The sequence below is a fragment of the Cupriavidus laharis genome, assembly GCF_914271435.1.
Taxonomy (GTDB): Bacteria; Pseudomonadota; Gammaproteobacteria; order Burkholderiales; family Burkholderiaceae; genus Cupriavidus; species Cupriavidus laharis.
In genome coordinates, this window is sequence record NZ_CAJZAI010000008.1 from 254,897 (window position 1) to 278,091 (window position 23,195).

19 protein-coding genes are annotated in these 23,195 nt (G+C 67.4%); 11 read left to right on the plus strand and 8 right to left on the minus strand.

Going from position 1 to position 23,195, the window contains the following annotated elements:
• From LDO29_RS17825 to LDO29_RS17835, 3 genes are all read right to left on the minus strand, one after another.
• A complete protein-coding gene (locus LDO29_RS17825; RefSeq protein ID WP_224081113.1) occupies positions 1–252 on the minus strand; it encodes a hypothetical protein in 252 nt (83 codons plus the stop codon).
• A gap of 30 nt (positions 253–282) precedes the next feature.
• On the minus strand, positions 283–723 hold the full coding sequence (gene fur, locus LDO29_RS17830; protein WP_224081114.1) for a ferric iron uptake transcriptional regulator: 441 nt from the start codon (positions 721–723) through the stop codon (positions 283–285).
• Positions 724–1,186: 463 nt separating this feature from the next.
• The gene (locus LDO29_RS17835) at positions 1,187–2,095 is read right to left on the minus strand and encodes a LysR substrate-binding domain-containing protein (RefSeq protein WP_224081115.1); all 909 of its coding nucleotides are present in this window, start codon (positions 2,093–2,095) and stop codon (positions 1,187–1,189) included.
• Between the two features lie 176 nt (positions 2,096–2,271).
• Here LDO29_RS17835 and LDO29_RS17840 point away from each other — a divergent pair, with 176 nt between their 5' ends.
• Positions 2,272–3,291 carry a DUF1338 domain-containing protein gene (locus LDO29_RS17840; protein WP_224081116.1) on the plus strand — a complete coding sequence of 340 codons (1,020 nt, stop codon included), beginning with the start codon at positions 2,272–2,274 and terminating at the stop codon, positions 3,289–3,291.
• Between the two features lie 68 nt (positions 3,292–3,359).
• On the opposite strand, the gene fusA is transcribed toward LDO29_RS17840, so the two are convergent.
• Entirely contained in the window at positions 3,360–5,468 is a 2,109-nt protein-coding gene (fusA, locus tag LDO29_RS17845; protein WP_224081117.1) for an elongation factor G, read from the minus strand.
• A gap of 353 nt (positions 5,469–5,821) precedes the next feature.
• Between fusA and LDO29_RS17850 the strand changes: the two genes are divergently transcribed.
• From LDO29_RS17850 to LDO29_RS17860, 3 genes are all read left to right on the plus strand, one after another.
• Positions 5,822–6,451, plus strand: coding sequence for a response regulator transcription factor (locus LDO29_RS17850; protein WP_224081118.1), 630 nt, complete (start codon positions 5,822–5,824; stop codon positions 6,449–6,451).
• Between the two features lie 122 nt (positions 6,452–6,573).
• Complete coding sequence (locus LDO29_RS17855) at positions 6,574–7,542, plus strand: DedA family protein/thiosulfate sulfurtransferase GlpE (protein WP_224081119.1); 969 nt, start codon at positions 6,574–6,576, stop codon at positions 7,540–7,542.
• A gap of 336 nt (positions 7,543–7,878) precedes the next feature.
• Positions 7,879–10,611 (plus strand): patatin-like phospholipase domain-containing protein, encoded by a 2,733-nt coding sequence (locus LDO29_RS17860; protein WP_224081120.1) that lies wholly within the window; start codon positions 7,879–7,881, stop codon positions 10,609–10,611.
• A gap of 18 nt (positions 10,612–10,629) precedes the next feature.
• Here LDO29_RS17860 and LDO29_RS17865 read toward each other — a convergent pair whose 3' ends face one another.
• Positions 10,630–11,385, minus strand: a complete 756-nt coding sequence (locus tag LDO29_RS17865) for an IclR family transcriptional regulator (RefSeq protein WP_224081121.1) — start codon at positions 11,383–11,385, stop codon at positions 10,630–10,632.
• Positions 11,386–11,602: 217 nt separating this feature from the next.
• On the opposite strand from LDO29_RS17865, the gene LDO29_RS17870 reads away from it, so the two are divergent.
• The 7 genes from LDO29_RS17870 (at position 11,603) to LDO29_RS17900 (ending at position 20,236) form a co-directional block, all read left to right on the plus strand.
• A complete protein-coding gene (locus LDO29_RS17870) occupies positions 11,603–12,616 on the plus strand; it encodes an LLM class flavin-dependent oxidoreductase (RefSeq protein ID WP_224081122.1) in 1,014 nt (337 codons plus the stop codon).
• Positions 12,617–12,940: 324 nt separating this feature from the next.
• On the plus strand, positions 12,941–14,920 hold the full coding sequence (locus LDO29_RS17875; protein ID WP_224081123.1) for a sigma-54-dependent Fis family transcriptional regulator: 1,980 nt from the start codon (positions 12,941–12,943) through the stop codon (positions 14,918–14,920).
• Between the two features lie 217 nt (positions 14,921–15,137).
• Positions 15,138–16,199, plus strand: coding sequence for an ATP-NAD kinase family protein (locus tag LDO29_RS17880; RefSeq protein WP_224081124.1), 1,062 nt, complete (start codon positions 15,138–15,140; stop codon positions 16,197–16,199).
• A 33-nt stretch (positions 16,200–16,232) separates the two neighbouring features.
• Positions 16,233–17,237, plus strand: coding sequence for a thiamine pyrophosphate-dependent dehydrogenase E1 component subunit alpha (locus tag LDO29_RS17885; RefSeq protein WP_224081125.1), 1,005 nt, complete (start codon positions 16,233–16,235; stop codon positions 17,235–17,237).
• Between the two features lie 46 nt (positions 17,238–17,283).
• Positions 17,284–18,300, plus strand: coding sequence for an alpha-ketoacid dehydrogenase subunit beta (locus tag LDO29_RS17890; RefSeq protein WP_224081126.1), 1,017 nt, complete (start codon positions 17,284–17,286; stop codon positions 18,298–18,300).
• Positions 18,300–19,412, plus strand: coding sequence for an acetoin dehydrogenase dihydrolipoyllysine-residue acetyltransferase subunit (locus LDO29_RS17895; protein WP_224081127.1), 1,113 nt, complete (start codon positions 18,300–18,302; stop codon positions 19,410–19,412). Before LDO29_RS17890 ends, LDO29_RS17895 begins: the two co-directional genes overlap by 1 nt.
• Positions 19,413–19,489: 77 nt before the next feature.
• Entirely contained in the window at positions 19,490–20,236 is a 747-nt protein-coding gene (locus LDO29_RS17900) for a lipoyl protein ligase domain-containing protein (protein ID WP_224081128.1), read from the plus strand.
• 3 nt (positions 20,237–20,239) lie between these two features.
• Here the strand turns inward: LDO29_RS17900 and LDO29_RS17905 are convergent, their stop codons facing one another.
• The 3 genes from LDO29_RS17905 to LDO29_RS17915 all read right to left on the minus strand — a co-directional run bounded on the left by LDO29_RS17905 (position 20,240) and on the right by LDO29_RS17915 (position 22,824).
• Positions 20,240–21,010, minus strand: a complete 771-nt coding sequence (locus LDO29_RS17905; protein ID WP_224081129.1) for a DUF3047 domain-containing protein — start codon at positions 21,008–21,010, stop codon at positions 20,240–20,242.
• A 357-nt stretch (positions 21,011–21,367) separates the two neighbouring features.
• Complete coding sequence (locus LDO29_RS17910; RefSeq protein WP_224081130.1) at positions 21,368–22,189, minus strand: hypothetical protein; 822 nt, start codon at positions 22,187–22,189, stop codon at positions 21,368–21,370.
• Between the two features lie 242 nt (positions 22,190–22,431).
• The gene (locus tag LDO29_RS17915; RefSeq protein WP_224081131.1) at positions 22,432–22,824 is read right to left on the minus strand and encodes an OsmC family protein; all 393 of its coding nucleotides are present in this window, start codon (positions 22,822–22,824) and stop codon (positions 22,432–22,434) included.
• Positions 22,825–23,195: the final 371 nt, after the last annotated feature.

The window sequence follows — 23,195 nt, forward strand, 5'->3', positions numbered from 1 at the left end:
TCAGGTGCCGACCATCACGTTGTAGCGTTCGCGTACAAGCATCACCACACGCCGTGCCTGGCGCAGGTTGCGCGCTGCGTCGGCCTCGGTGCGCTCGGGGAAATCCACTTCGGCGCTCCAGTTGCAGCCGGTATGGTCTGGCCGGTGTATGCACACGGCGTGCAGCTGGCAGTCCTGGCAGCCCGGTTCCTGGCGCAGGCAGAGGTTGATCAGACGCTTCAGTTCAGACAGGGGCTTGGTCAGTCGCACCATGGTCGGCTCCGCAATGGCGCGCCGTGCGTGTCAGCCGGCCGGTGGTTCGGCCCGGCATTGCGGGCAGATGCCATACAGGACCAGCATGTGCTCACGCAGCGCGAAGTCGTTGTCGGCGGCCACCTGGCGCTGGCGCTGTTCAATCCTTTCGTCCCGGAATTCCTCGACGCGTCCGCAATTCATGCAGATCAGGTGATCGTGGTGGCCGCCCTCGTTGAGTTCGAACACCGCATGATCCGACTCGAAGCTGTGACGCAGCAGGATATCGGCCTGCACGAGCTGGTTGAGTACGCGGTACACGGTCGACAACCCGGCGTCATCGTCCTGCGTGAGCAGGATGCGGTAGACGTCTTCGGCGCTCAGGTGGCGCCGCTCGCAAGTGCGGAACACCTCCAGGATGCGCATGCGGGGCGACGTGGCCTTGAGGCCGGCGCGCTTGAGGTGGGCAGGATCGGACATCACGATTGGCATGGCATGCGGCTGCGGGCGCCGTCGGTGGACGGTGTCGGGAAAACGGGTGGAAACAGGCTGGAAGGCGTCCGGAACGCCCTTGCGGAGCGTCCCGGACGTGGCGCCGTGCCTGAACGGCGCGCGGAATAAAAAGGCGGCTTGGCTTGTCGCTGGATGACGCGGTCGGGAAAGCGGGGTCTGGTTGCTTTCCCGACCATCCGGCGACTGGCTACTGCCAAACGCTCCGCGTTACGGAGCGGTCCCCACAAAAGTCGGTAACGGGATGCCGCCTGGTGGCGGCGATCCGGAAATTCTTTCCGGCGGGCCTGCTGGGTTCGCCGCGTATCGCGGCGGCGCCAGGCTGGCCGGCTTGTCTGGTTTGCGTTGCTGCTGCGTCAGACAGTGATGACATAGTAAATGGGAATCGATCTCATTACAAGGGGGTTGAAGTTTTTTTCTGGTGAGACGATTGGGTCGACAGCGCCTACGCTGCCGCTGGCGCCTCGCGCGGCAGACCCAGGATCCATTCGCGAAACGCTTGCAGCGCCTCCGACGCCGGCCGGCCCTCGGGATAGGCAAAGTAATAGCCCTGCTGCTCATCGAGCACGCCATCCACGGGTACCACAAGCTGGCCGCTGCGCAGTTCGCGCTCGACCAGCAGCCGCGGTGCCAGGCCTATGCCGAGGCCGGCTGCTGCGGCGGCGGTCATCATGGTGAATAGCTCGTAGCGCGGCCCGCGCGAGGCGGCAATACCGTAGTCCCAGTCTTGCGCCGCGTACCAGTCGCGCCACGCGTGGGCACGCGTGCTCAGGTGCAGGTGGCGGCAGCGCGCAAACGCTTCGGCGTCAGGGACCGGGTTCTCCTCAAGGAAAACGGGGCTGCAAACGGGCACGACGCCGCCTTCGCGAAAGATCATGCCGCCGCGCGTACCGGGCCAGAACTGGTCGCCGAAGTAGATCGCGGCGTCATAGGCGCACTCGTGGAACGAGAACGGCTGCGAGCGCGCGCTCAGGTTGACGGTGATGTTCGGGTGCAGGCGGACAAAGTCGGGCAGGCGCGGAATCAGCCATTGCGTGGCGAAGGTGGGCACCACGGCCAGTTCCAGCGTGTAGCCCATGGCGCGGCCGGCGGTGATTTCCAGCGTGTCGCGCTGCAGGTGGTCCAGGTGGCGGCGGATGCGGGCGGCGTACTCGCGCCCCGTGTCGGTCAGCACCAGCCGGCGTCGCACGCGGGTGAACAGCGCCACGCCCAGGCGCTGTTCCAGCATCGCCACCTGGCGGCCCACGGCGCTCTGCGTCAGCGCAAGCTCATCGGCCGCGCGCGTGAAGCTGCCCAGCCGCGCCGACGCCTCGAAGGCCTGCAGCGCGCCGAGGTTGGGGATGTCGTTTCTCATGGGGATGACTGCGGGGGTGACTGCGGACGGCGCGGGGGGCGACCAGTATAGCGCCCGCGACCGGCGCGGCACATTGTGCGTGGCACGCACAATGTTGTGCGGATTTCGCGCTTGTCCGCGCCACGGCGCCGCCACTATCCTGCCCCGGCCTATTCCCGCATCCCCACAAAATTCCCATGCATCCGAATATCGCCACGCTGCTGTCCGCCAACCTCGGTGAAGCCCGCACCGGCCACCTGCTTTCTCTCGTCGCCGTGCCCGCCTGCCTGCCGGCCGATGGCGAAGGCCGCGCCACGCGCGCCGAAATTGCCCAGGCGCTGAACATGGTGCTGTTCGCCGGCATTCTCGACCGCGTACCGGCGGGCCGCGCCTATACCAATGACGTTGCCGCTGCCGGCGGCAAGGTGGTCTTCGACCACGGCGCGCTGCGTACGGTCAAGTGGCGCGACAACGGCGCCCTGCCGGAGGGTGAGGCCGCATTCACGCGTATCCTGCGTCCGCTGGGGTATCGCCTGAACGGCACCTATCCGCTCGACCGCATCGGCATGACCGGGCGCTCTTACGCCCATGCCGATGCACCCGAAGGCATCGCCCAGTTCTTCGTCAGCGAGTTCCACCCGGAGCGCTTCAGCGAAGCGTTCCGCCAGGCGGTCAGCCGCGTGACCGGCAATTCCGCCGATCCGCTCACGCCGCGGGCCCAGACGCTGTTGTGGCAACTGGAGCGCGATGGCGTGCTGGCAGTCGCCGATGGCGCCGAGCTGATCGGCCTGCTGGTGCCCTGCTTCGAGCGCCAGCATGACGTGCCGCACCTGGACGACTACGAGACCCTGCTGCGTGAATCCGCCGAGATGGCGTGGATCGCCACGGAAGGCAACGCCTTCAACCACGCCACCGACCGCGTGGAAGATGTGTTCGCACTGGTCGAGCAGCAGAAGGCGCTGGGCCGGCCGATGAAGGAGAAGGTGGAAGTTTCGGGAAGTGGCCGCGTGAAGCAGACCGCGTTCCGTGCCGATACCGTGCGCCGCCAGTTCATAGGCGCGCAGGGCGAGACTGTTGAACGCGACGTGCCGGGCTCGTTCTACGAGTTCATCACGCGTGACCGTCTTGCTGACGCGCCCGCCACCGGGCCGCGCTATGACCTGGGGTTTGATGCGGGCAATGCGCAGGGGATTTTCAAGATGACGGCGGCTGCCTGACGACGGGCTCCCAGAAGAAAACGGCCGCGACATGTTCGCGGCCGTTTTCGGATTGCGGCAGCGACCCGCTACGCCACCTTCTTCACATTGATCACCGCCTCAGCCACATTCGCTGGCGCCTCGGCGTAGTGCTTGAACTCCATCGTGAACGTGGCGCGCCCCTGCGTCAGCGAGCGCAGCGACGTCGAGTAGCCGAACATTGTCGCCAGCGGCACCTCGGCGCGCACCACCTTTCCGCCGCCGCCCGCGATCTCTTCCATGCCGTGCACCATGCCGCGCCGTGACGACAGGTCGCCCATCACGTTGCCGGTGAATTCTTCCGGCGTTTCCACTTCCACCGACATCATCGGTTCGAGCAGGATCGGTCTGGCGCGCTTAATGCCTTCGCGGAACGCTATCGAGCCGGCCATGCGGAACGCGTTCTCGTTCGAGTCCACGTCGTGGTACGAACCGAACACCAGCGTGGCCTTGACGTCCACCACCGGATATCCGGCCAGCACGCCGGCGGTCAGCGTCTCGCGAATGCCCTTGTCCACCGCCGGGATGAATTCGCGCGGCACCACGCCGCCCTTGATGGCATCGACGAACTCGTAGCCGCCGCCGTGCGGCATCGGCTCGAGGTTGAGCACCACGTGGCCGTACTGCCCGCGGCCGCCGGACTGCTTGATGAACTTGCCCTCGACATCCTTCACCGCCTGCCGGATGGTCTCGCGGTAGGCCACCTGCGGCTTGCCTACCGAAGCTTCCACGCCGAACTCGCGACGCATGCGGTCCACCAGGATCTCCAGGTGCAGTTCGCCCATGCCGGAAATGATGGTCTGTCCGGATTCCTCGTCGGTCGTCACGCGGAACGACGGGTCTTCCTGCGCGAGCCGGTTCAAGGCGATGCCCATCTTCTCCTGGTCCGCCTTGGTCTTCGGCTCGACGGCCTGCGAAATCACCGGTTCCGGGAAGCTCATGCGCTCAAGGATGATGACCTTGTTCGGATCGCACAGCGTATCGCCGGTGGTGGCTTCCTTCAGACCGACCGCCGCGGCAATATCGCCGGCGCGCACCTCCTTGATTTCCTGGCGCACATTGGCGTGCATCTGCAGGATGCGCCCCAGCCGCTCACGCTTGCCCTTGACCGGGTTGTAGACCGTGTCGCCCGAATTCACCACGCCCGAGTACACGCGGAAGAAGATCAGCTGCCCGACGAACGGGTCGGTCATGATCTTGAATGCCAGCGCGGAAAACGGCTCGTCGTCGTTCGGGTGGCGTTCGGCCTCGCGGTCGTCCTCGGTATGGCCGAGGATGGCGGGCACGTCGGCGGGCGACGGCAGGTAGTCGATCACGGCATCGAGCATGCTCTGCACGCCCTTGTTCTTGAACGCGCTGCCGCAGAGCATCGGCACGATCTCGTTGGCGATGGTGCGCTTGCGCAGGCCCTGCTTGATCTGCGCCTCGGTGAGGGGCTCGCCGGCCAGGTATTGCTCGAGCAGCGCCTCGTCGGCCTCGGCGGCAGCCTCGATCATTTTGTCGCGCCATTCCTGCGCGATGGGCAGAAGTTCCGCCGGGATGTCGCGGTACTCGAAGCGCACGCCCTGGCTTTCGTCGTCCCAGACCACGGCCTTCATCTTGACCAGGTCGACCACGCCCTGGAAATGGTCTTCCGCACCGACCGGGATCTGGATCGGCACGGCGCGGCCCTTGAGCCGGTCGGCGATCTGGGTCTGCACGCGGAAAAAGTCCGCACCGACGCGGTCCATCTTGTTGACGAACGCGATGCGCGGCACGCTGTACTTGTTGGCCTGGCGCCAGACAGTCTCGGACTGCGGCTGCACGCCGCCGACCGCGTCATAGACCATGCACGCGCCGTCCAGCACGCGCATCGAACGCTCGACCTCGATGGTGAAGTCGACGTGCCCCGGCGTGTCGATGATGTTGATGCGGTGCTCGGGGTAGTTGCCGGCCATGCCCTTCCAGAATGCCGTGGTCGCCGCCGACGTGATGGTGATGCCGCGCTCCTGCTCCTGCTCCATCCAGTCCATGGTCGCGGCGCCGTCGTGCACTTCCCCCAGCTTGTGGTTGACGCCGGTATAGAACAGGATGCGCTCCGTCGTCGTCGTCTTGCCGGCGTCGATATGGGCACTGATGCCGATATTGCGGTAGCGCTCGATGGGGGTTTTGCGGGGCACGGTGATCTCTCCGGGATGACACCAATGAAATAGAGTAGCACCTGCCGCAGAACCCCGTTTGCCCATGCGCGTGGAAGGGGAAGTGGTCCGGCAGCGGTCCGGCCACGGCGCGCACCGGCGTCTGTTCGTTAGTAGTAAGTCCGCGATTCTGAAGGCGAATCGGCCTAAAGAACGCAAGGAAATTGCTTCGCCCTGAAGCAGAGTCCTCCCCATGCCGGCATGAGGGTGCCTGCCTATACTTGCCCGCTCGTGTTCCGCGTTTCGTTCCGCGTTTCCCATCCCGCGGGTGCCAGTCTTTCGGCGCCCGGATTCCTTCCTGACCGATACCGATACAGAAAGACAGACAGGCAAGCATGGCTACCGTCCTGATCGTTGACGATCACCCCGCGCTGCGGCTGGTGATGAGATCGCAGCTTTCCCAACTGCTCGGCGTGGAGCATATCGTTGAAGCCGACAACGGCCAGTGCGCAATTGAGGCCGTGCGCCAGCACAAGCCGGAACTGGTGATGCTGGATCTCGACATTCCGCGCATCGGCGGCCTGGATGTGGCGACAAGGGTGCGCGATATCCATCCGCCGGTGCGCATCCTGGTCGTGACGGCGCTGGACCCGGCCGTGTTCGTGTCGCGCGCGTGGCAGGCCGGCGTGCAGGGCTTTGTCAGCAAGACGCAGGACATCCGGGAAATCCTGCGCGCGGTGGAGTCGGTGCTTGCCGGCTATACGGTCTTTCCGGCGCTCGAGCGGCGCGGTGCCTTCGGGCTGGCGCTGTGCGGCGACGACGAAAGCCTGCGGCGCCTCTCCGACAAGGAACTGGTGGTGCTGAAAATGCTGGCCCGCGGCATGTCGTACAAGGCCATCAGCGGCGAACTCTTTATCAGCAACAAGACCGTCAGCAGCTACAAGGCGCGCATCATGGCGAAGCTGCAGGTCGGCTCGCTCGTCGAGCTGGTCGACTTTGCGCGGCGTTGCCGGCTGGTCCAGTAAGGGCGGCGGCCCGACACTCAAGGAATTTGAAGATCCCGTGCAGCCTGCGGACGTGCACGGCGGCGGCGGCGCTGGCAAACTGTCGGTCTGATCAATGCGCGAATGAAGACGGGGAGACGGCTGTGGGCGAGTTGCAGACCATGCTGGAAAACCATGGGCTGATGCTGGTATTCCTCAACGTGCTGGCGGAACAGGCGGGGCTGCCGATCCCGGCGTATCCGATGCTGTTCGTGGCCGGGGCGCTGGGCGTGCAGGAAACCGGCCCGTCGATCGGGGCGGTGCTGGCGGCCGTGATCGCCGCCTGCCTGATTGCCGATACGGCCTGGTATTTTGCCGGCCGCCGGCTGGGCCAGCCGATGCTGCGCACCATCTGCAAGGTATCGATCTCACCCGACACCTGCATCCGCCAGACCCAGTCGCTCTACCTGCGCGTGGGGCCACGTTCGCTGGTGTTCGCCAAGCTGCTGCCCGGCGCCGGTGCGCTGTCCACCGCCATGGCCGGCATGACGGCCACGCCGCTGCCGGTATTCCTGTTCTACGACGCCGTCGGCGCGCTGGTCTGGGCCGGCGCGGCCCTGCTGGTGGGCGTGGTCTTCAGTGATTTCGTCGATGCCATCCTGGCGGCATTCAGCGCCTACGGCCACGTGGCGGTGCTGGTCTGCCTGGCCGCGTTCGCGCTGTTCCTGGCCTGGCGCTGGTGGCGGCGCATCCGCCTGTTGCGCCGCACGCGGCGGGTGCCGCGCATGACGGTGGACGAACTCGAGGCCCGCCGCCGCTCGGGCGCCCTGCCGCTGGTGCTGGACGTCCGTGCGCACGGCGCCACGCCCATCGAGCGCATTCCGGGCGCGCTGGTGGTCGACATGCAAGGGTCGCTCGAAGTCCTGGGCGGGCATCCGGAATCGCAGGACATCGTCGTCTACTGCGCCTGCCCGCACGAGCTTTCGGCGGCCATCCTGGCCGAGCGGCTCAAGGCCGCCGGCTACCAGAAGACCTGGGCCCTGGCCGGCGGCTTCGATGAATGGAAGCGCCTGCATGGCACCGAGTCGCCGCCGCAGGCAGGCGAGGCCGCCAACGACGCGGCGGCCAGTTGACCGGAGCCTTGGCGCTCAGCGTGCGCCGGCAGTCTGGAATACCGACAGGTCCGGGCTCACGCGCAGGATAATGCCCCGCATGGCTATCGGGGAGATGGCGAAGCTGCGGTGCTTGAGACATTGGCCGACAGGTGCGTCGTTACGATGGCGTTGCCGGCCAAGCGGCCGCCGCGCTTGCCTTCGGCCGTCAAGCCGGTTTCAGCGACCTCGCCCCACAATCATGGTTAATGTGGATGCGAGTGAACGCCGGCGGGCATGAGGCGGTGGCTGCCATCCCCGGGGAGTGGCTGGCGAGCCGCCTATACTGGGCACAGACCGTTCGCTACGGAGGCGTGCATGCCTGCAGAAGACCACGGATTCGGCGACGAAGCGGCCCGTATCACGCAAAGGCGCCGGCAGCTCGGTATTCCGGCGCGGCCGCGGGGCGACACGCGCAACTGGGCGCTGGCGCTGTCCGGCGGCGGTATCCGCAGCGGTACCTTCTGCCTCGGCGTGCTGCAGGCGCTGGCCGGCACGCCGCTGCGGCTGGCGCCAGAGGAGCCGAACGGGGAGCAACAGGGTGCTCCAGCCCCCGCGGCATCGCTGCTGGCCCAGTTCGACTACCTTTCCACCGTCAGCGGCGGCGGCTACCTGGGCGCCTTCTTCACCAGCCTGTTCGTGCCCGGCCGCCTGAGGCGCGGATCCAGCTCCGTGCAAGCGGCGGCCGACGCGTACCACACGCTGCAGTGCGAGCCGCCCGGGCGCATCCGCACTTCGGTGTCCTATGCAGCCGATCCGGGCCGCGGCGCCGTGGCGTGGCTGCGCGAAAACGGGCGCTACCTGTCGCCGACCGGCGCCGGCGACAACCTCTACGCGGCCGTGCTGGTCCTGCGCAACTGGCTGGCCATGCATTACGTGATCGGCAGCGCGCTGCTGGTGCTGCTTGCCGTGCTGGCACTGGGCCAGCATGTGGCCGCAGGGATGTCATATGGTCTAGGCCGCTATGAGATGGACCTGCTGCATGACGCGCGCCAGGCGTTCAACCAGGGCGAGTGCGCGATCTGGTGGAGTGCGCTGCTGTGGCTGCCATTGGGCTCGGCGCTGCTGCTGGCGGTGCCGCCCGGGCTGGCCTACTGGCTGGTGTACCCGCGCGCCGGCGACCCGCAGGCGGCGGCCCGCTTCCTCAGTCCGGGTCCGGTCGTCGCGACGCTTTTGGCCGTATTGCTGCTGCTGGCGGCACGGTGGGTCGTGTGGCTGGGGCCAGGGCTGGTGCTCGCCTGCCTGCTTGCGGCGGCGGGTGCATTGTTGCTGCTCGCGGTGCTGTGCTGCCTGGCGATGCTGGTGTCGGTGCCGCGTACGGTGTCGGACTACCGCGTGCGCGCCACGCGCGCATTGCGCAGCGCGCTGACGCTGACGCTGTGGTTGCTGGCGCTTGGCATTGCCGATACCGCTGCGCGCACAACCTATCTCCATGCGTTCATGACGGCGTCGGCATGGAGCGCGGGCATACCGGCCGGGGTGCTGGCCGCGCTGGTCTGGCTGGTGCGCTACGGCGCCGGCCTGCGCGACGAAGGTGAGCAGGACCGTGCCGATACGCCGTGGCGCGCGCTGGTGGCGCACCTGCCCGTATCGCTGCTGGCCGGCGCATTGGCCGCGCTGCTGGCACTGCTGGTGTACGTGCTGTGGTCATGGTTGGTGCTGTACGTGCGCTGGAACGGCCGCGAGCCGGTGGACTGGCTCGTGTACGGCAATGCCTATACCGGCCCGGTGCTCGGTGTGCTGGTGCTGGTATCGCTGGTGCTCGCGGTGGTGGCGGGGCGCTTCACGGGGTTCCTGAACCTGTCGACGCTGCAGCCGTTCTACGCCGCGCGGCTTACGCGCGCGTACCTCGGCGCGTCCAACGGCGAGCGCTTTGTCCCCCATGCCCCTGGCCGCCAAGCACGCGAGCGCTTCAGCGTCGCCGAGCCGGTGCCCGGCGACCAGCTCAGCCTGAACGCTTACTACGATCCGCGTGTGCTGGCGCCGCTGCACCTGATCAACGTCACGCTGAACCAGACCGTGGATCCGGCCGAGCAACTCGTGCAGCGCGACCGCAAGGGCAAGCCGCTTTGCCTGGCTCCCGGACCTTGCGTGGCCCAGCCCGGGCCAGCGCAGACGCTGCCGTCCGATGCCTATGCGCGCTTCTTTGTCGACGGGCGTCCATGCTGTCCGGATCTGTCGCGTCCGGGGACGGCCCGGGTCGCCGAACCCCGCACGGTGGGCGACTGGATCGCGATCTCCGGCGCGGCGGTGTCGACCGGGCTGGGGCGTGCCACCACGCTCGGGACTTCGCTGCTGCTGGGGCTGGCCAATCTGCGGCTTGGCACATGGTGGCCGTCGTACCTGCACGACGGCCCGCGCCACGCGGGCGCCGTGCCGGCCAGACAGCGCCAGCCCGAGCGCGCCACGCATCCGGTGTTGTCGCGTTTCAGCGCGCTGTTCCGCACCCAGTATTGCCTGGGTTGCGAACTGGTCGCGAGGTTCCACGGCATGCATCGCGGCTGGCAATACCTGTCGGACGGCGGGCACTTCGACAACACCGGCGTGTACGAGCTGCTGCGCCCGGGCCGCGATGTATCGCTGATCGTGCTGTGCGATGCCGGCGGCGATATCGACTACCGCTTTGGCGACCTGGCCAACCTCATCCGGCTCGCGCGTATCGACCATGGCCTGGAAATCGTGGTGGACACGGCAGCCGCCACCACGCACCCGGTACTGAGCAACGTGTTCGGCACGCCGGAAGATTTTGGTGCGGACGCCACGGGCGCGGCTGCTGGCAAATGCGCGGTGCTGCTCAATGTGTACCCCGCCGGCCCGGGCATGGACCGGCGCGAGCCGGCATGCCGCATCGTGCTGCTCAAGCCGCGCCTGGCGGGCTGGGCGCCTGCCGATGTGCAGCAATACGGCGCGGGCCATCCGGCCTTTCCGCAGGAAGCAACCTCGGACCAGTTCTTCGACGAGGCGCAGTGGGAAAGCTACCGCGCGCTGGGCCACGCCATCGGCCAGCGCGTCTTTGGCGGCGCCGTGGGGCAGGCGCTGCTGGGCGGCTGACGCCGAATTGGCGCCGACTCAGCGAACGAAGCCGATCACGTCCTCGAGCCGGCCGCTGGCATCGCGCAGGGCTTCGAGCAGGCGCGGCACCGCGTCCTCGCCGAGCCGCTGCGGCGGGCCGGCAATGGCCACCGAGCCGATCACCGCGTTGTGGTCGCGCGACCACAGCGGCAGCGCCAGCCCGGCCACGCTCGCGGCTGCCTCCTCGCGCGTGTGGGCCCAGCCGTGCTGGCGTACCTCGGCCAGCTGCGCCTCGATGGTGTCGCGGTCCAGCGCCGTGTGGGGTCCCATCTTCTCCATGCCCTGACGATAGACCTCGTCGCGGAAGGCGTCGTCCTGAAACGCGAGCATGGCCTTGGCATGCGCGCCCGCGTACAGCGGGAAGCGCTCGCCCAGCTCGATCGAAAAGCGCAGCTGGTGCTGGCTCTGCACCAGGCCCACGCACAGCCCCTCATGGCCGTCGAGCCACGACAGGAAGACCGTCTCGCCGCTCTGCGCGGCCAGCTTCTCCAGCGCCGGGCGCACGATCTCGTCGGGCGAGAAGCTTTTGCGCACGACCTGGCCGAGCTCGAACAGGCGCAGGCCCAGCGAATACTTGCCGGTGGCCGCGTCCTGCACCAGAAAGCCGTTGGCGGCAAAGGTGGCCAGCACGCGGTGCACCACGGCGTAGTGCACGCCGCTGTGCTTGGCGAGTTCGCGAACGCCCCAGGTCGGCTGCCGCACGGTGAAGTGGGTCAGCAAGGCCAGCGCGCCGTCCAGTGTCTTGAGTGTCATACCGATTTCCTGCTTCGCATGGGGCTGCATGGTACGGGACAAGCGGCGCTGCGCTCAATCCTTCCCGCCGCCAGCGCCGCAGCGATAACCACGCCGCCGGCATGGACGCACGGCGGCTGCCAGCACGATTGCCGGGCTCTCACTAAGATAGCGGACGTTTTCGATTCGCTCGCGCGGCGGCCGACACAGGGCCTGCCGCTGTCCCAAGGCAGCTTCCATGACGACCCCAATCCCGTATTCCCTTCTCGACCTGGCTCCCATCGCGGAGGGCAGCGATGCCGGCCAGGCCATGCGCAATTCGCTCGACCTTGCGCAGCACGCCGAGCGCCTCGGCTACCGGCGCTTCTGGCTGGCCGAGCACCACAATATGCCGGGCATCGCCAGCGCCGCGACCGCGGTGCTGATCGGCTACGTGGCCAATGGCACGCGCACCATCCGCGTGGGCTCTGGCGGCGTCATGCTGCCCAACCATTCGCCGCTGGTCGTGGCCGAACAGTTCGGCACGCTGGCCTCGCTCTATCCGGGACGCATCGACCTGGGCCTGGGCCGTGCGCCTGGCACGGACCAGGCCACGGCGCGCGCGCTGCGCCGGCAACTGTCGCACGACACGGCCGACACGTTCCCGCAGGATGTGGAAGAGCTGCAGGCCTATTTCGACGATGTGCGCCCGGGCCAGCGCCTGCGCGCCGTGCCCGGCGCTGGCCTGAAGGTGCCGCTGTGGCTGCTGGGTTCGAGCCTGTTCAGCGCACAGCTGGCGGCGGCGATGGGCCTGCCGTTCGCGTTTGCCTCGCATTTCGCGCCGGGTTTCATGCGTCAGGCCGTGGACCTGTACCGGCGTACGTTCCGGCCGTCCGCGCAGCTGGAGCGGCCCCATGTGATGCTCGGCCTCAATGTGTTCGCGGCAGAGACCGGTGAAGCGGCGCGGCGCCTGTTCAGCTCATTGCAGCAGCAGTTCCTGGCACTGGTGCGCGGCACGCCGGGGCAACTGCGCGCGCCCGTGGACGATATCGAGGCGTTGTGGACCGAAACCGAGGCCGACCATATCCGCCGGTCGCTTGCCTGTTCGGTGGTGGGCGATCCGGACGCGGTGCGCGCCGGCATGCAGCGCTTTGTCGATGATCTGCACCCGGACGAGCTGATGCTGACGGGCCAGATCTACGACCACTCTGCGCGGCTGCGCTCGTTCGAAATTGCTGCCGACGCCGCGCGCGCACTGACGTCGGCAGCCTGAGGGGCAACTGCCCCCGACGGATATCAGGCGCCCGCGAGCCGGAACGCCGCGATCGCCTGCATCATGCGCTGGCCGTGTTCGGCCAGCGTGCGCATCTCGCCCGCCACGACCGCGAAGCCGCAGCCCTGTTCGCGCGGCTTCGCGTCATCGCTTCGCCATGAAATGCCGTGTGCCGCACTTATAGGGCCGTGCGGCCATGCCGGTTTGCACCGTCCCGACCGCGTCGGATACAGTAGCCAACACAGAGGCGTGCGATGACGCGCCCGGCTCGCCAGTTCGCCAATGTGCCCCCCGCGGCGCAGCGAAGACGACAAGGAGACAGCGATGGACCTGCGGCAACGCGAGCACATCGAGACGGTGGTCCAGGCCACTACCTACCTGCCCCCGCCTGCGCCGCTTGCGGACCGGCTGACGCACGACGCCGTGATCCAGAATTCGTGGCGGCGCTGCGTGCACCAGTACGGGCTCGATCCCTCGCGCATGCAGGAAGCGCGCATCGTGCCGCAGACGCGCCTGCGCGAGCACCAGCAACGCATCGACGACTTCGCCCGCATTGCCCGGCACGGGCTGGAAAGCCTCTATGCCCAGGTCGCAGGCCTGGGCTACGTGGTGCTGCTGACCGATGCGCAGGGCGTGACCGTGGACTACATCGGCGATGCGCGCACCGATGCCGACCTGCGCCATGCCGGCCTGTACCTGGGCGCGGAATGGAGCGAGCGCGGCGCGGGCACCTGCGCGGTCGGCACGGCACTGGTTACCGGCGAAGCGCTGACGGTCCACCAGGCCGACCATTTCGATGCGACCCACATCCCGCTCACCTGCACGGCGGCGCCGCTGTTCGATTCGCGCGGCAACCTGAGCGCGATCCTGGACATCTCCGCGCTGACTTCCCCGCATGCCAAGGAAAGCCAGGGGCTGGCGCTGCAGATGGTGCGCATTTACGCGGCGCATATCGAGAACGCCAACTTCCTGCGCGTACACCACCGCGACTGGATCCTCAAGCTCAACGTCTCGCCGGAGTTTGTCGACGTCAACCCGGAGTACCTGCTCGCGCTGGATGACAGCGGCCGCATCGTCGGCCACAACCACCGGGCGCGCCGCATGCTGGAAGGCGAGTTGCCCACCGGCACGGTGCTCGGCCAGCCGTTCGAGACGCTGTTCAACGCTCGGCTGGAAGACCTGGGCCGCTATGTCTATTCACGCCCGAGCGAGCAGCGCCTGGTGGCACTGAACCGCAGCGGCGGCCTGCTCTACCTGAGCGTGCTGCCGCCCGCCCTGCGCTGGCAGGCGGATACGGCGCGCGAGCGGCCCGCACCGCTGCCGGAGCCGCTGGCGGCACTGTGCGGCGGCGATGCCGCGCTGCAGCAGCAGTTGCAGCGCGCGGCGCGACTCGTTGATTCGCCTATCAATTTGCTCATCAACGGCGAGACCGGCAGCGGCAAGGAATACTTCGCCAAGGCGCTGCACCAGGCCAGCGCGCGCCGCGGCCAGCCTTTCGTGGCGGTGAACTGCGCCGCCATTCCGGAAACGCTGATCGAAAGCGAGCTGTTCGGCCACCTGCCCAACAGCTTCTCCGGCGCCGGCCCGCGCGGCAAGCGCGGGCTGATCCAGGAGGCGGACGGCGGCACGCTGTTCCTTGACGAGATCGGCGACATGCCGCGCGAGCTGCAGTCGCGGCTGCTGCGCGTGCTGGCCGAGGGCGAGGTGCTGCCCATCGGCGCGGCGCGCCCGGTGCCGGTCAGGCTGCGCGTGATTTCCGCCACCCATCACCGGCTGGAAGACCTGGTGGCGCAAGGGCGTTTCCGCGAGGACCTGTTCTACCGGCTCAACGGCGCGCGCTTTGCGCTGCCGCCGCTGCGCGAGCGCACGGATTTCGACTGGCTCGTGCAGAAGATGCTGGGCGATGACGGGCAGGGCGGCATTACGCTGTCGCCGCAGGCGCGCGAACGGCTTTGCCGCCACCGCTGGCCCGGCAACCTGCGCGAGCTGCGCAACGTGCTGGAGTACTCGCGCGCGGTCTGCTCCGACGGCTATATCGAACTGCACGACCTGCCCGACAGCCTTGGCGCCGAAGCGGCACCCGCGCCGACAGCGGCAGTGCCGGCGCTGCCGGCGGCGCACGGCGACGCGCATCAGTTGTCGCCCGAGGCCATGCTGCTGATGCAGTACCTGCGTGCGTCAGGCTGGAACCTCAGCGCCGTGGCGCGACAGATTGGCGTGAGCCGCATGACGCTGTACCGCCGCATGGAGCGCTACGGCATCCAGTCCCCCAACCGCCGCGACGGCGACCCGCCGCAGCCGTAACGCTGCCCAACGAGACAGTTGTCCAGCGGTGTACACCTGCGCTGTGACACCTGTCACGCCATGAACGCCGGCGGCACGGTCCGCACGGCAGCCTGACCCGCGTTTCCTGCGGGTTATCCCGCAATTTTTCCTGTCCCTGCCTCGAAGCGGCACGCCGTGCATGCTGGCACAGCCATTGCAATCTGCCTGTCAGCACAACGACAACAGGAAACAGGCCATGGGACAAGCACGGTCCGCCGGTGCGCCGCTGGTCGGCATCATCGCCAACCCGGTATCGGCGCGCGACATCCGCCGCGTGATTGCGAATGCCAGCAGCCTGCAGCTGGCCGATCGCGTCAACATCGTGCTGCGCCTGCTGGCCGCGTTGTCGGCCTGCGGCGTCGACCGCGTGATGATGATGCCGGACCGCGAAGGGCTGCGCGTCATGCTCGGCCGTCACCTGAGCCGGCACCAGGGGCCGGACGCCGGGCTGCCGGCCGTGGAGTACGTCGACATGCCTGTCACCGCGCGCGTCGATGACACGCTGAACGCGGCGCGCCAGATGGCTGATGCCGGCGTGGCGGTGATCATCGTGCTGGGCGGCGACGGCACGCACCGCGCGGTGGTGCGCGAATGCGGCGGCGTGCCGATCGCCGGCCTGTCTACCGGCACCAACAACGCCTTCCCGGAAATGCGCGAGCCCACCATCACCGGGCTGGCGGCGGGGCTGTACGCCACGGGCCAGGTGCCGGCATCGCACGCGCTGGCATCGAACAAGCGGCTCGACATCGTCATCCGCGATGCCGACGGCGGCTTCCGGCGCGATATCGCGCTGGTCGACGCGGTGATCGCCCACGAGCATTTCATCGGTGCGCGGGCGCTGTGGAAGGCCGACACGCTGGCCGCCGTGTACGTGGCCTTTGCCGATCCGCAGGCCATCGGCCTGTCGGCCATCGCCGGCCTGCTGGAACCGCTGGGCCGGCGCGAAGCGGGCGGTCTCGCGATCGAACTGGCTGCGCCGGGGCAAGGCGAGTTCGAGCTGCGCGCGCCGATTGCCCCCGGCCTGCTGTGCCCGGTTTCCGTGGCCGGCTGGCAGCGCCTGGAGCACGCCAGGCCGCATCGCGTGCGCCAGCGCGCGGGCATCGTCGCGCTCGACGGCGAGCGCGAGCTGGCCTTCGGCCCGCACGACGAAGTCACCGTCACCCTGCATGAACACGCCTTCCGCAGCATCGACGTGGCGGCGTGCATGCGCTATGCCGCGCGCGCGCGGCTGATGCGCAGCGTACCCGCAGTCCACTGAGCAAACCGTACCACCCCAACCAAGGAGACAACCATGAGCGCCAGTGCCATGCAAGCCGGCCCCAGCGGGCTGCCACTCGACAAGGAGACCCTGCTGTCGGTGTATCGCAAGATGCGCACCATCCGCGACTTCGAAGAACGCCTGCACGTGGACTTCGGCCGTGGCGACATTCCCGGCTTCGTGCACCTCTATGCGGGCGAGGAGGCCGCCGGTGTCGGCATCCTGCATCACCTCAACGATGGCGACCGCATCGCCAGCACGCACCGCGGCCACGGCCACTGCATTGCCAAGGGCGTGGACCCGGTCGCGATGATGAAGGAGATCTACGGCAAGAAGGGCGGCTCGTGCAACGGCAAGGGCGGCTCCATGCATATCGCCGACCTGTCCAAGGGCATGATGGGCGCCAACGGCATCCTGGGCGCCGGCGCGCCGCTGATCTGCGGCGCCGCGCTGGCGGCCAAGTTCCGCGGCAAGGGCGAGGTCGGCATTACTTTCTCCGGCGATGGCGCCTCGAACCAGGGCACCTTCCTCGAAAGCCTGAACCTGGCCGCCGTGTGGAACCTGCCGGTGATCTTCGTGATCGAGAACAACGGCTACGCGGAGTCGACCTCGCGCGACTACGGCACTGCGGTCGATAGCTACGTGGATCGTGCGGCCGGCTTCGGCATTCCTGGCGTGACCGTGGACGGCACCGATTTCTTCGCCGTGCATGAGGCTGCCGGCGAGGTCATCCGCCGTGCGCGCGAAGGCGGCGGGCCGGCGCTGCTCGAATGCAAGATGGTCCGCTTCTATGGCCATTTCGAAGGCGACGCACAGACCTATCGCGCGGCCGGCGAACTCGACGACATCCGCGCCAACAAGGACTGCCTGAAGCTGTTCTCGCGCACCGTGACGCAGGCCGGCGTCATCACGCGCGAGGAACTCGAAGCCATTGACCGCGAAGTCGCCGCGCTGATCGAACACGCGGTGCAGGAAGCCAAGGCCGCACCGCTGCCCGGGCCGGAAGACCTGCTGACGGATGTCTACGTGAGCTACTGAATCGCTGCCAACCCGACACGGCTACCTAATCATCAGGGGACAGAACATGGCTCGCAAACTGAGCATCAAGCTGGCGATCAACGAGGCGATCGACCAGGAAATGACGCGTGACCCCAGCGTGATCATGCTGGGTGAAGACATTGTCGGCGGCGCCGGCGCGGACGGCGAGAAGGACGCCTGGGGCGGCGTGCTGGGCGTGACCAAGGGCCTCTACGCCAAGCACGGCGACCGGCTGCTGGACACGCCGCTATCCGAGTCCGCCTACGTGGGTGCGGCCATCGGCGCAGCGGCCTGCGGCATGCGGCCGATCGCCGAGCTGATGTTCATCGACTTCATGGGCGTGTGCTTCGACCAGATCTTCAACCAGGCCGCCAAGTTCCGCTACATGTTCGGCGGCAAGGCCGAGACGCCGGTGGTGATCCGCGCGATGGTGGGCGCGGGCTTCCGCGCCGCCGCGCAGCACAGCCAGATGCTGACGCCGCTGTTTACGCACATCCCGGGCCTCAAAGTGGTGTGCCCGTCGACGCCATACGACACCAAGGGCCTGCTGATCCAGGCGATCCGCGACAACGACCCGGTGATCTTCTGCGAGCACAAGAACCTGTACGGGCTGGAGGGCGACGTCCCCGAGGGTGCCTACACCATCCCGTTTGGCGAGGCCAATATCGCGCGTGACGGCAAGGACGTGACCATCGTCGCGTACGGGCTGATGGTGCACCGGGCACTGGATGCGGCAGCCACGCTGGCAAAGGAAGGCGTGGAAGCGGAAGTGATCGACCTGCGTACGCTGTCGCCGCTGGACATGGACACGGTGCTCGAATCGGTCGAGAACACCGGGCGGCTGGTGGTGGTGGACGAGGCGAGCCCGCGCTGCAATCTCGCGACCGATATTTCGGCGCAGGTGGCACAGCAGGCGTTCGGCGCGCTCAAGGCCGGCATCGAGATGGTCTGCCCGCCGCATACGCCGGTGCCGTTCTCGCCCACGCTGGAAGACCTATACATCCCCAGTGCCGCGCACGTCGTGGAAGCGGTGCGCAAGACCATGAAGGGAGGCAAGCACTGATGGCTGCCGCAATTACCCCGATCGTGATGCCCAAGTGGGGCCTGTCGATGAAGGAAGGCACCGTCAATGCCTGGCTCGTCGACGAAGGCGCCGAGATTTCGGTGGGCATGCCGATCCTCGATGTGGAAACCGACAAGATCGCCAATGCCGTCGAGGCGCCTGACGCCGGCACGCTGCGCCGCAAGGTTGCCGGCGTAGGAGATGTGCTGCCGGTCAAGGCCTTGCTTGGCGTGCTGGCGTCAGCGGAGGTGAGCGATGCGGAAATCGATGCCTACATTGCGGCTTATGAGACGCCGGCGGACGACGGCGGCGAGGAAGAAGCCGGACCCGCGTACCAGTATGCCGACGTCGACGGCATCCGTGTCCGCTACGCCCGCAAGGGCGACGCCGGGCAGGCGGTGCTCTTCCTCCACGGATTTGGCGGCGACCTGGACAACTGGCTGTTCAACCTCGACGCCCTCGCCGATGCGTACACCGTGGTGGCGCTGGACCTGCCAGGTCACGGACAGACGTCGCCGCGGCTCGCGGGCACGACGCTGGCGGAGATGGCCGGCTTTGTAGCCCGCTTCCTGGATGCGGCCGGCATCGATGCGGCGCACGTGGTGGGCCATTCCATGGGCGGCGGCATTGCCGCGCAGCTAGCCGTGGATGCGCCGCAGCGTGTGTTGTCGGTGGCGCTGGTCTCGCCGGCCGGCATGGGCGACGAGATCAACAATGGCTATACCGAGGGCTTTGTCAGCGCGCAGTCGCGGCGCGAGCTCAAGCCCGTGGTCGAGCTGTTGTTCGCCAACCCGGAGCTGGTCAGCCGGCAGATGCTGGACGACCTGCTGCGCTACAAGCGGCTCGACGGCGTGCAGGAATCGCTGGCGGCGCTCGGCGACAGCCTGTTCGCGCAGGGTCGTCAGCGCGAACAGCCGGGGCGGCGGCTGGCGGATACCGGCAAGCGCACGCTGGTGGTGTGGGGCGCGCAGGACCGGATCATCCCCAGCGCGCACGCGCAGAACGCACCGGCCGGCGCCACGGTGAAGGTGTTCGATGATGCCGGGCACATGAGCCAGATGGAAAAGGCCAGCGACTTCAACGCGCTGCTGCGCAAGCACCTGGCCGGGTGATGCCGGCAAGCGGACGGCGGCAGCGCCGTCCGCGCCGGCCTGCTATCGTGTGGCAGATCACCGCCAGAACGAATTCCATGCCATTCGTATTCATCGAGCCCCATGCTGCGGAAGGCGATCCGCTGCAGGCCGAACTTGCGTTGCTGGACGCTGCAGCACAGGGCAGCCAGGTCGCCCAGTTGTGGGAGGCCCCGGTGTCGCTGGTGGTGCCACGCAGCTACCTGCGCTATCCGAAGTTCGAGGCCGCGCGTGACAGCTTCGCGCGGCGTGGCTGCCCGGTGTGGCAGCGCATGTCGGGCGGCGGGCTGGTGCCGCAGGGGCCGGGCATCCTGAACCTGAGCCTTGCGTACAGCGTGGACGGGCCGCCCGGCGCGCTGAGCGAGGCGGTGTACCTGCACCTCTGCGAGGTCGTCGGCGGGGCACTGCGCACACTTGGCGTGGACACGCACTGGCAGGCGGTGGACGGCTCGTTCTGCGACGGGCGTTTCAACCTTGCATGGGGCCCGCCGGGGCAGGCGCACAAGATTGCCGGCACGGCCCAGTACTGGCGCCGCGCGCCCGCTGCCGTGCAGGCGACGGACGGCCAGCGCCATCTTGTGCTGGCCCATGCGGTGCTGCTCGTCAGCGCGGATCCGGCCGCGATCACGCAGCGCGCCAATGCTTTCGAAGCCGAGGCTGGTTCCGGCCGGCACTACGATGCCGACAAGGTAGTCAGCGTGCGACAGGCCATGGGCGTGGCTGACGAGGAGGGTGCGGCACTGATGGAGCGGGTTCTCCTCGCACTCCGGGCCAGCGTGGCGGCCACGCTGCCGCCGCATGCATGACGCTTACTGTGCGGGCAGGAAGCGCAGGTCGCCGTACCACGCGCGCGCGGTGGCGCCCGTGTTGTCGGTATCGGTGAGCAGGCCGTAGGCGGTGATCCTGCCGGGCGGTTCGTGGAATACCTGTTCGTAGTCCTGCACGATATTGCGGTGCAGGCTTTGCCATTGGCCGGCATCGCCGGGCTTGCCGGAGACCACGATCATCTGCACGCGCCCCGTGTGCGGATTGGCGATGACGCTGCCGGGCGCTGCCGTGGTCGACCAGATGTACATCAGCGTGGCGTAGGGCAGGTCTTCGCCGCCGAGGCTCCTGGCAAGCTGAATGCTGGCTCGGTCGCCGAACGAGAGTTTTTCCTTGTCGCCATCGAAGAAGAACACCAGCCGTGCCGGGGCATCCTCCCTGGCGCCCTCGCTGTTGTCGGCGCCTTCGATCGGGGCTTGCGCCTTCCAGCGCCAGGCGACGACGGGGGTACGGTTCAGGTCGATATTGCCCTCGTGTATCAGCGCGGAGGCCGAAGCGCTCGCGTCGGCCTGGAGGACGGTAGTGTTGCCGTCCGCCACCAGGCTGTAGCGGGTCATGATCTTGCCGTGCACGACCGGGAGGTTCTTCCAGTCGGCCGGCAATTGCGCGCCGGGACGCAGTGCGGAGAATGCGATGCCGGGCTGGTCGCCCTGCGCGGGCCCGGCCGGGGTTGCCAGCAAAAACGCGGCGCACAGCAGGGCGTGCAGGAGCGCTCCCGTCTGCCTGCGTGCGCGCCGGGCCGACGGGGTGGGCATGGCGGAAGGGCTCCGGTTGCTGGGCATGCGTGCATTGTAGTGAGCGGGGACATGTCCCATTGGTGCACTGAGACATGCGCTGCGCGTCTTGCGGGACGATGCGCGACGGCGGTGCAGTGCCCAGGCGAACTGGTGGCGCTGGCGGGGGCTGCTGGCCGTGGTCGGCGCTGCCATCGCGTTCGTGCGGTCGGGAGGATGAGCTGGCCGATCAATCGGCGCGGCACACAAAAAAATCGCGGCCCGCACAGGGGCCGCCAATCGGGAATGCGAGAAGTCAGTTTCCTCAAGAGGCGTTATCGGCGCAATGGTGCGCATCGAGACCCCTCTTAGGTAGGGAAGTGGCTCGCATTGTCCAGATCATGCGATCAGGTAGTTGGGCCCCATGGGGGGCATATTGGCGGCGCGCAGCTTCTGGACATTCGCCATGAGTTCGGTGTGTGCGGCGTCCAGCCAGTCGACGCGGTGCCGGACAGGATCGTTCGGTGACAGGTCGCGCGCGGGAATCTCGCGCAGGAAGTAGCGCACCATATTTCCGGCGCGGGCCGGGACCGGCATCATCCCCAGCAACTGGTGCCTGGCCAGCAGCCGCCGGCTTGCTGCATGGCGCAGTCCGGACCACGCGGTACGGCCCAGCGCAATATACAGCGCGTCGGGGCGTATCTGCCGTATCGCGCCGAGGAAGTGGGTTTCGAATGCAGCGCGCAGCATGGGCGCCGCGAGCAAATCTTCGAGCGTGCCGTCGAAGGCGAGTCCGCGGCGCGTGGTGGCAAACGGCAGAAGGGCCAGCGGCTGGAACTGGTCGAAGCCTTCATTCCACAGCGCCGCGGCGTGTGGCAATCCCACCAGTTCCGGGACGCGGAAATGGTCGAGCATGCGAATCAGGTTGGGCCGTATCAGTTGCCCGCCCAGTTCCACGCGGCGCTTGTTCTCGCGCTGGATCACCCGTTCGGGCGTGCGTGCCTGCAGCAACTCCTCCGTTACCGTGGCGGCGAGCCGTACATGGGCGTGCCCCGGCGTCGTGCTGACCAATACCAGGCGTGCACCTGCGTTGAGATGCTCGTGCGGCACATATGTCATCGTGTAAGTGCCGTCCTGGCCGACCAGAATGGGTTTGGCAACCAGGCCTGCAGCTCCCGTGCGCCGAATCTGGGCGCAATACTCTTCGATGTAATTCGTCAAGGTGTCCCCGCTCCACAGCGATAAAGGTGCTGCCTTCTTCTTTTTTCTTCATGGTAAGACGCGTGGCCGGACACCGACAAAGCATAGAGTGGCGTTTCCGACCCTCGAAACCATGAGCTTGGTGGGGCAGCGAACAAATACGGTGCCATCCGGTTCTTCGGCGCTCGCGCCGTTTTTGCCGGATGACTTGCCTGCTTGCTACCGTACCGCGTGGTGTGGGTCAGGAGGATGACGCGCCGGCTTCAGCCAGTGAGCGTGGTGTCGATGACAATATCGGCCGACAATGATTTGTGCACCGGACACTTGTTGGCCACGCGCAGCAGGTCTTCAAGGATCTTGGGATCCAGGTGTCCGGTGACGCGGACTTCCCGCTTCATCGCATAGCGGCCGTTGGTTTCTTCGTGGCTAACGGAGGCATGGATGGATTCCACCGCATAGTTCTTGCGCCTGGCATAAAGCTGGAGCGTGAGCACAGTGCAAGCCGCAAGCGCCGAATCCAGCAAGTCATGCGGGCTCGGATACTGCGGGTTGCCGCCGGCGGCGTCATCCAGGTCCGCCTGCCAGTTCGCCTGGCCATTGGTCAGGTTACAGATGGTATTGCCCTGGCTCGGCTGCCATGTCGCTTGGATAGTCATTGAACGTCCTCGTCCAGAAATGGGCCGGAGCGCGGCCCGGAAATATCGATTCTATACAGCCATTTGCAACTGATTGTTCGGGTGACAGGAAGAGCGCTTTTCGGTTTTCTCGAATTATTTCGCCCAACCCCTTGCCAAGACGGTTGTGGGGCCGTAATATTCGCCCCCTCGCAACACGAGACGGCGCTGCAAGGCAGGGCTGGCCAGGGTTGCGGGGTGGATTGGGGAGGTTGGCGCAGCGGGAATCGCGGTGCTGACGCAGCAAAAAAAGATTGCTGACCCGGTTGACGAAACGAAGAAAGCGCTGCATAATCTCGTTTCTCTGCTGCAGACAACGCAGCGCGCTGAACGGCAAAGCCGGCAGCGAAGTT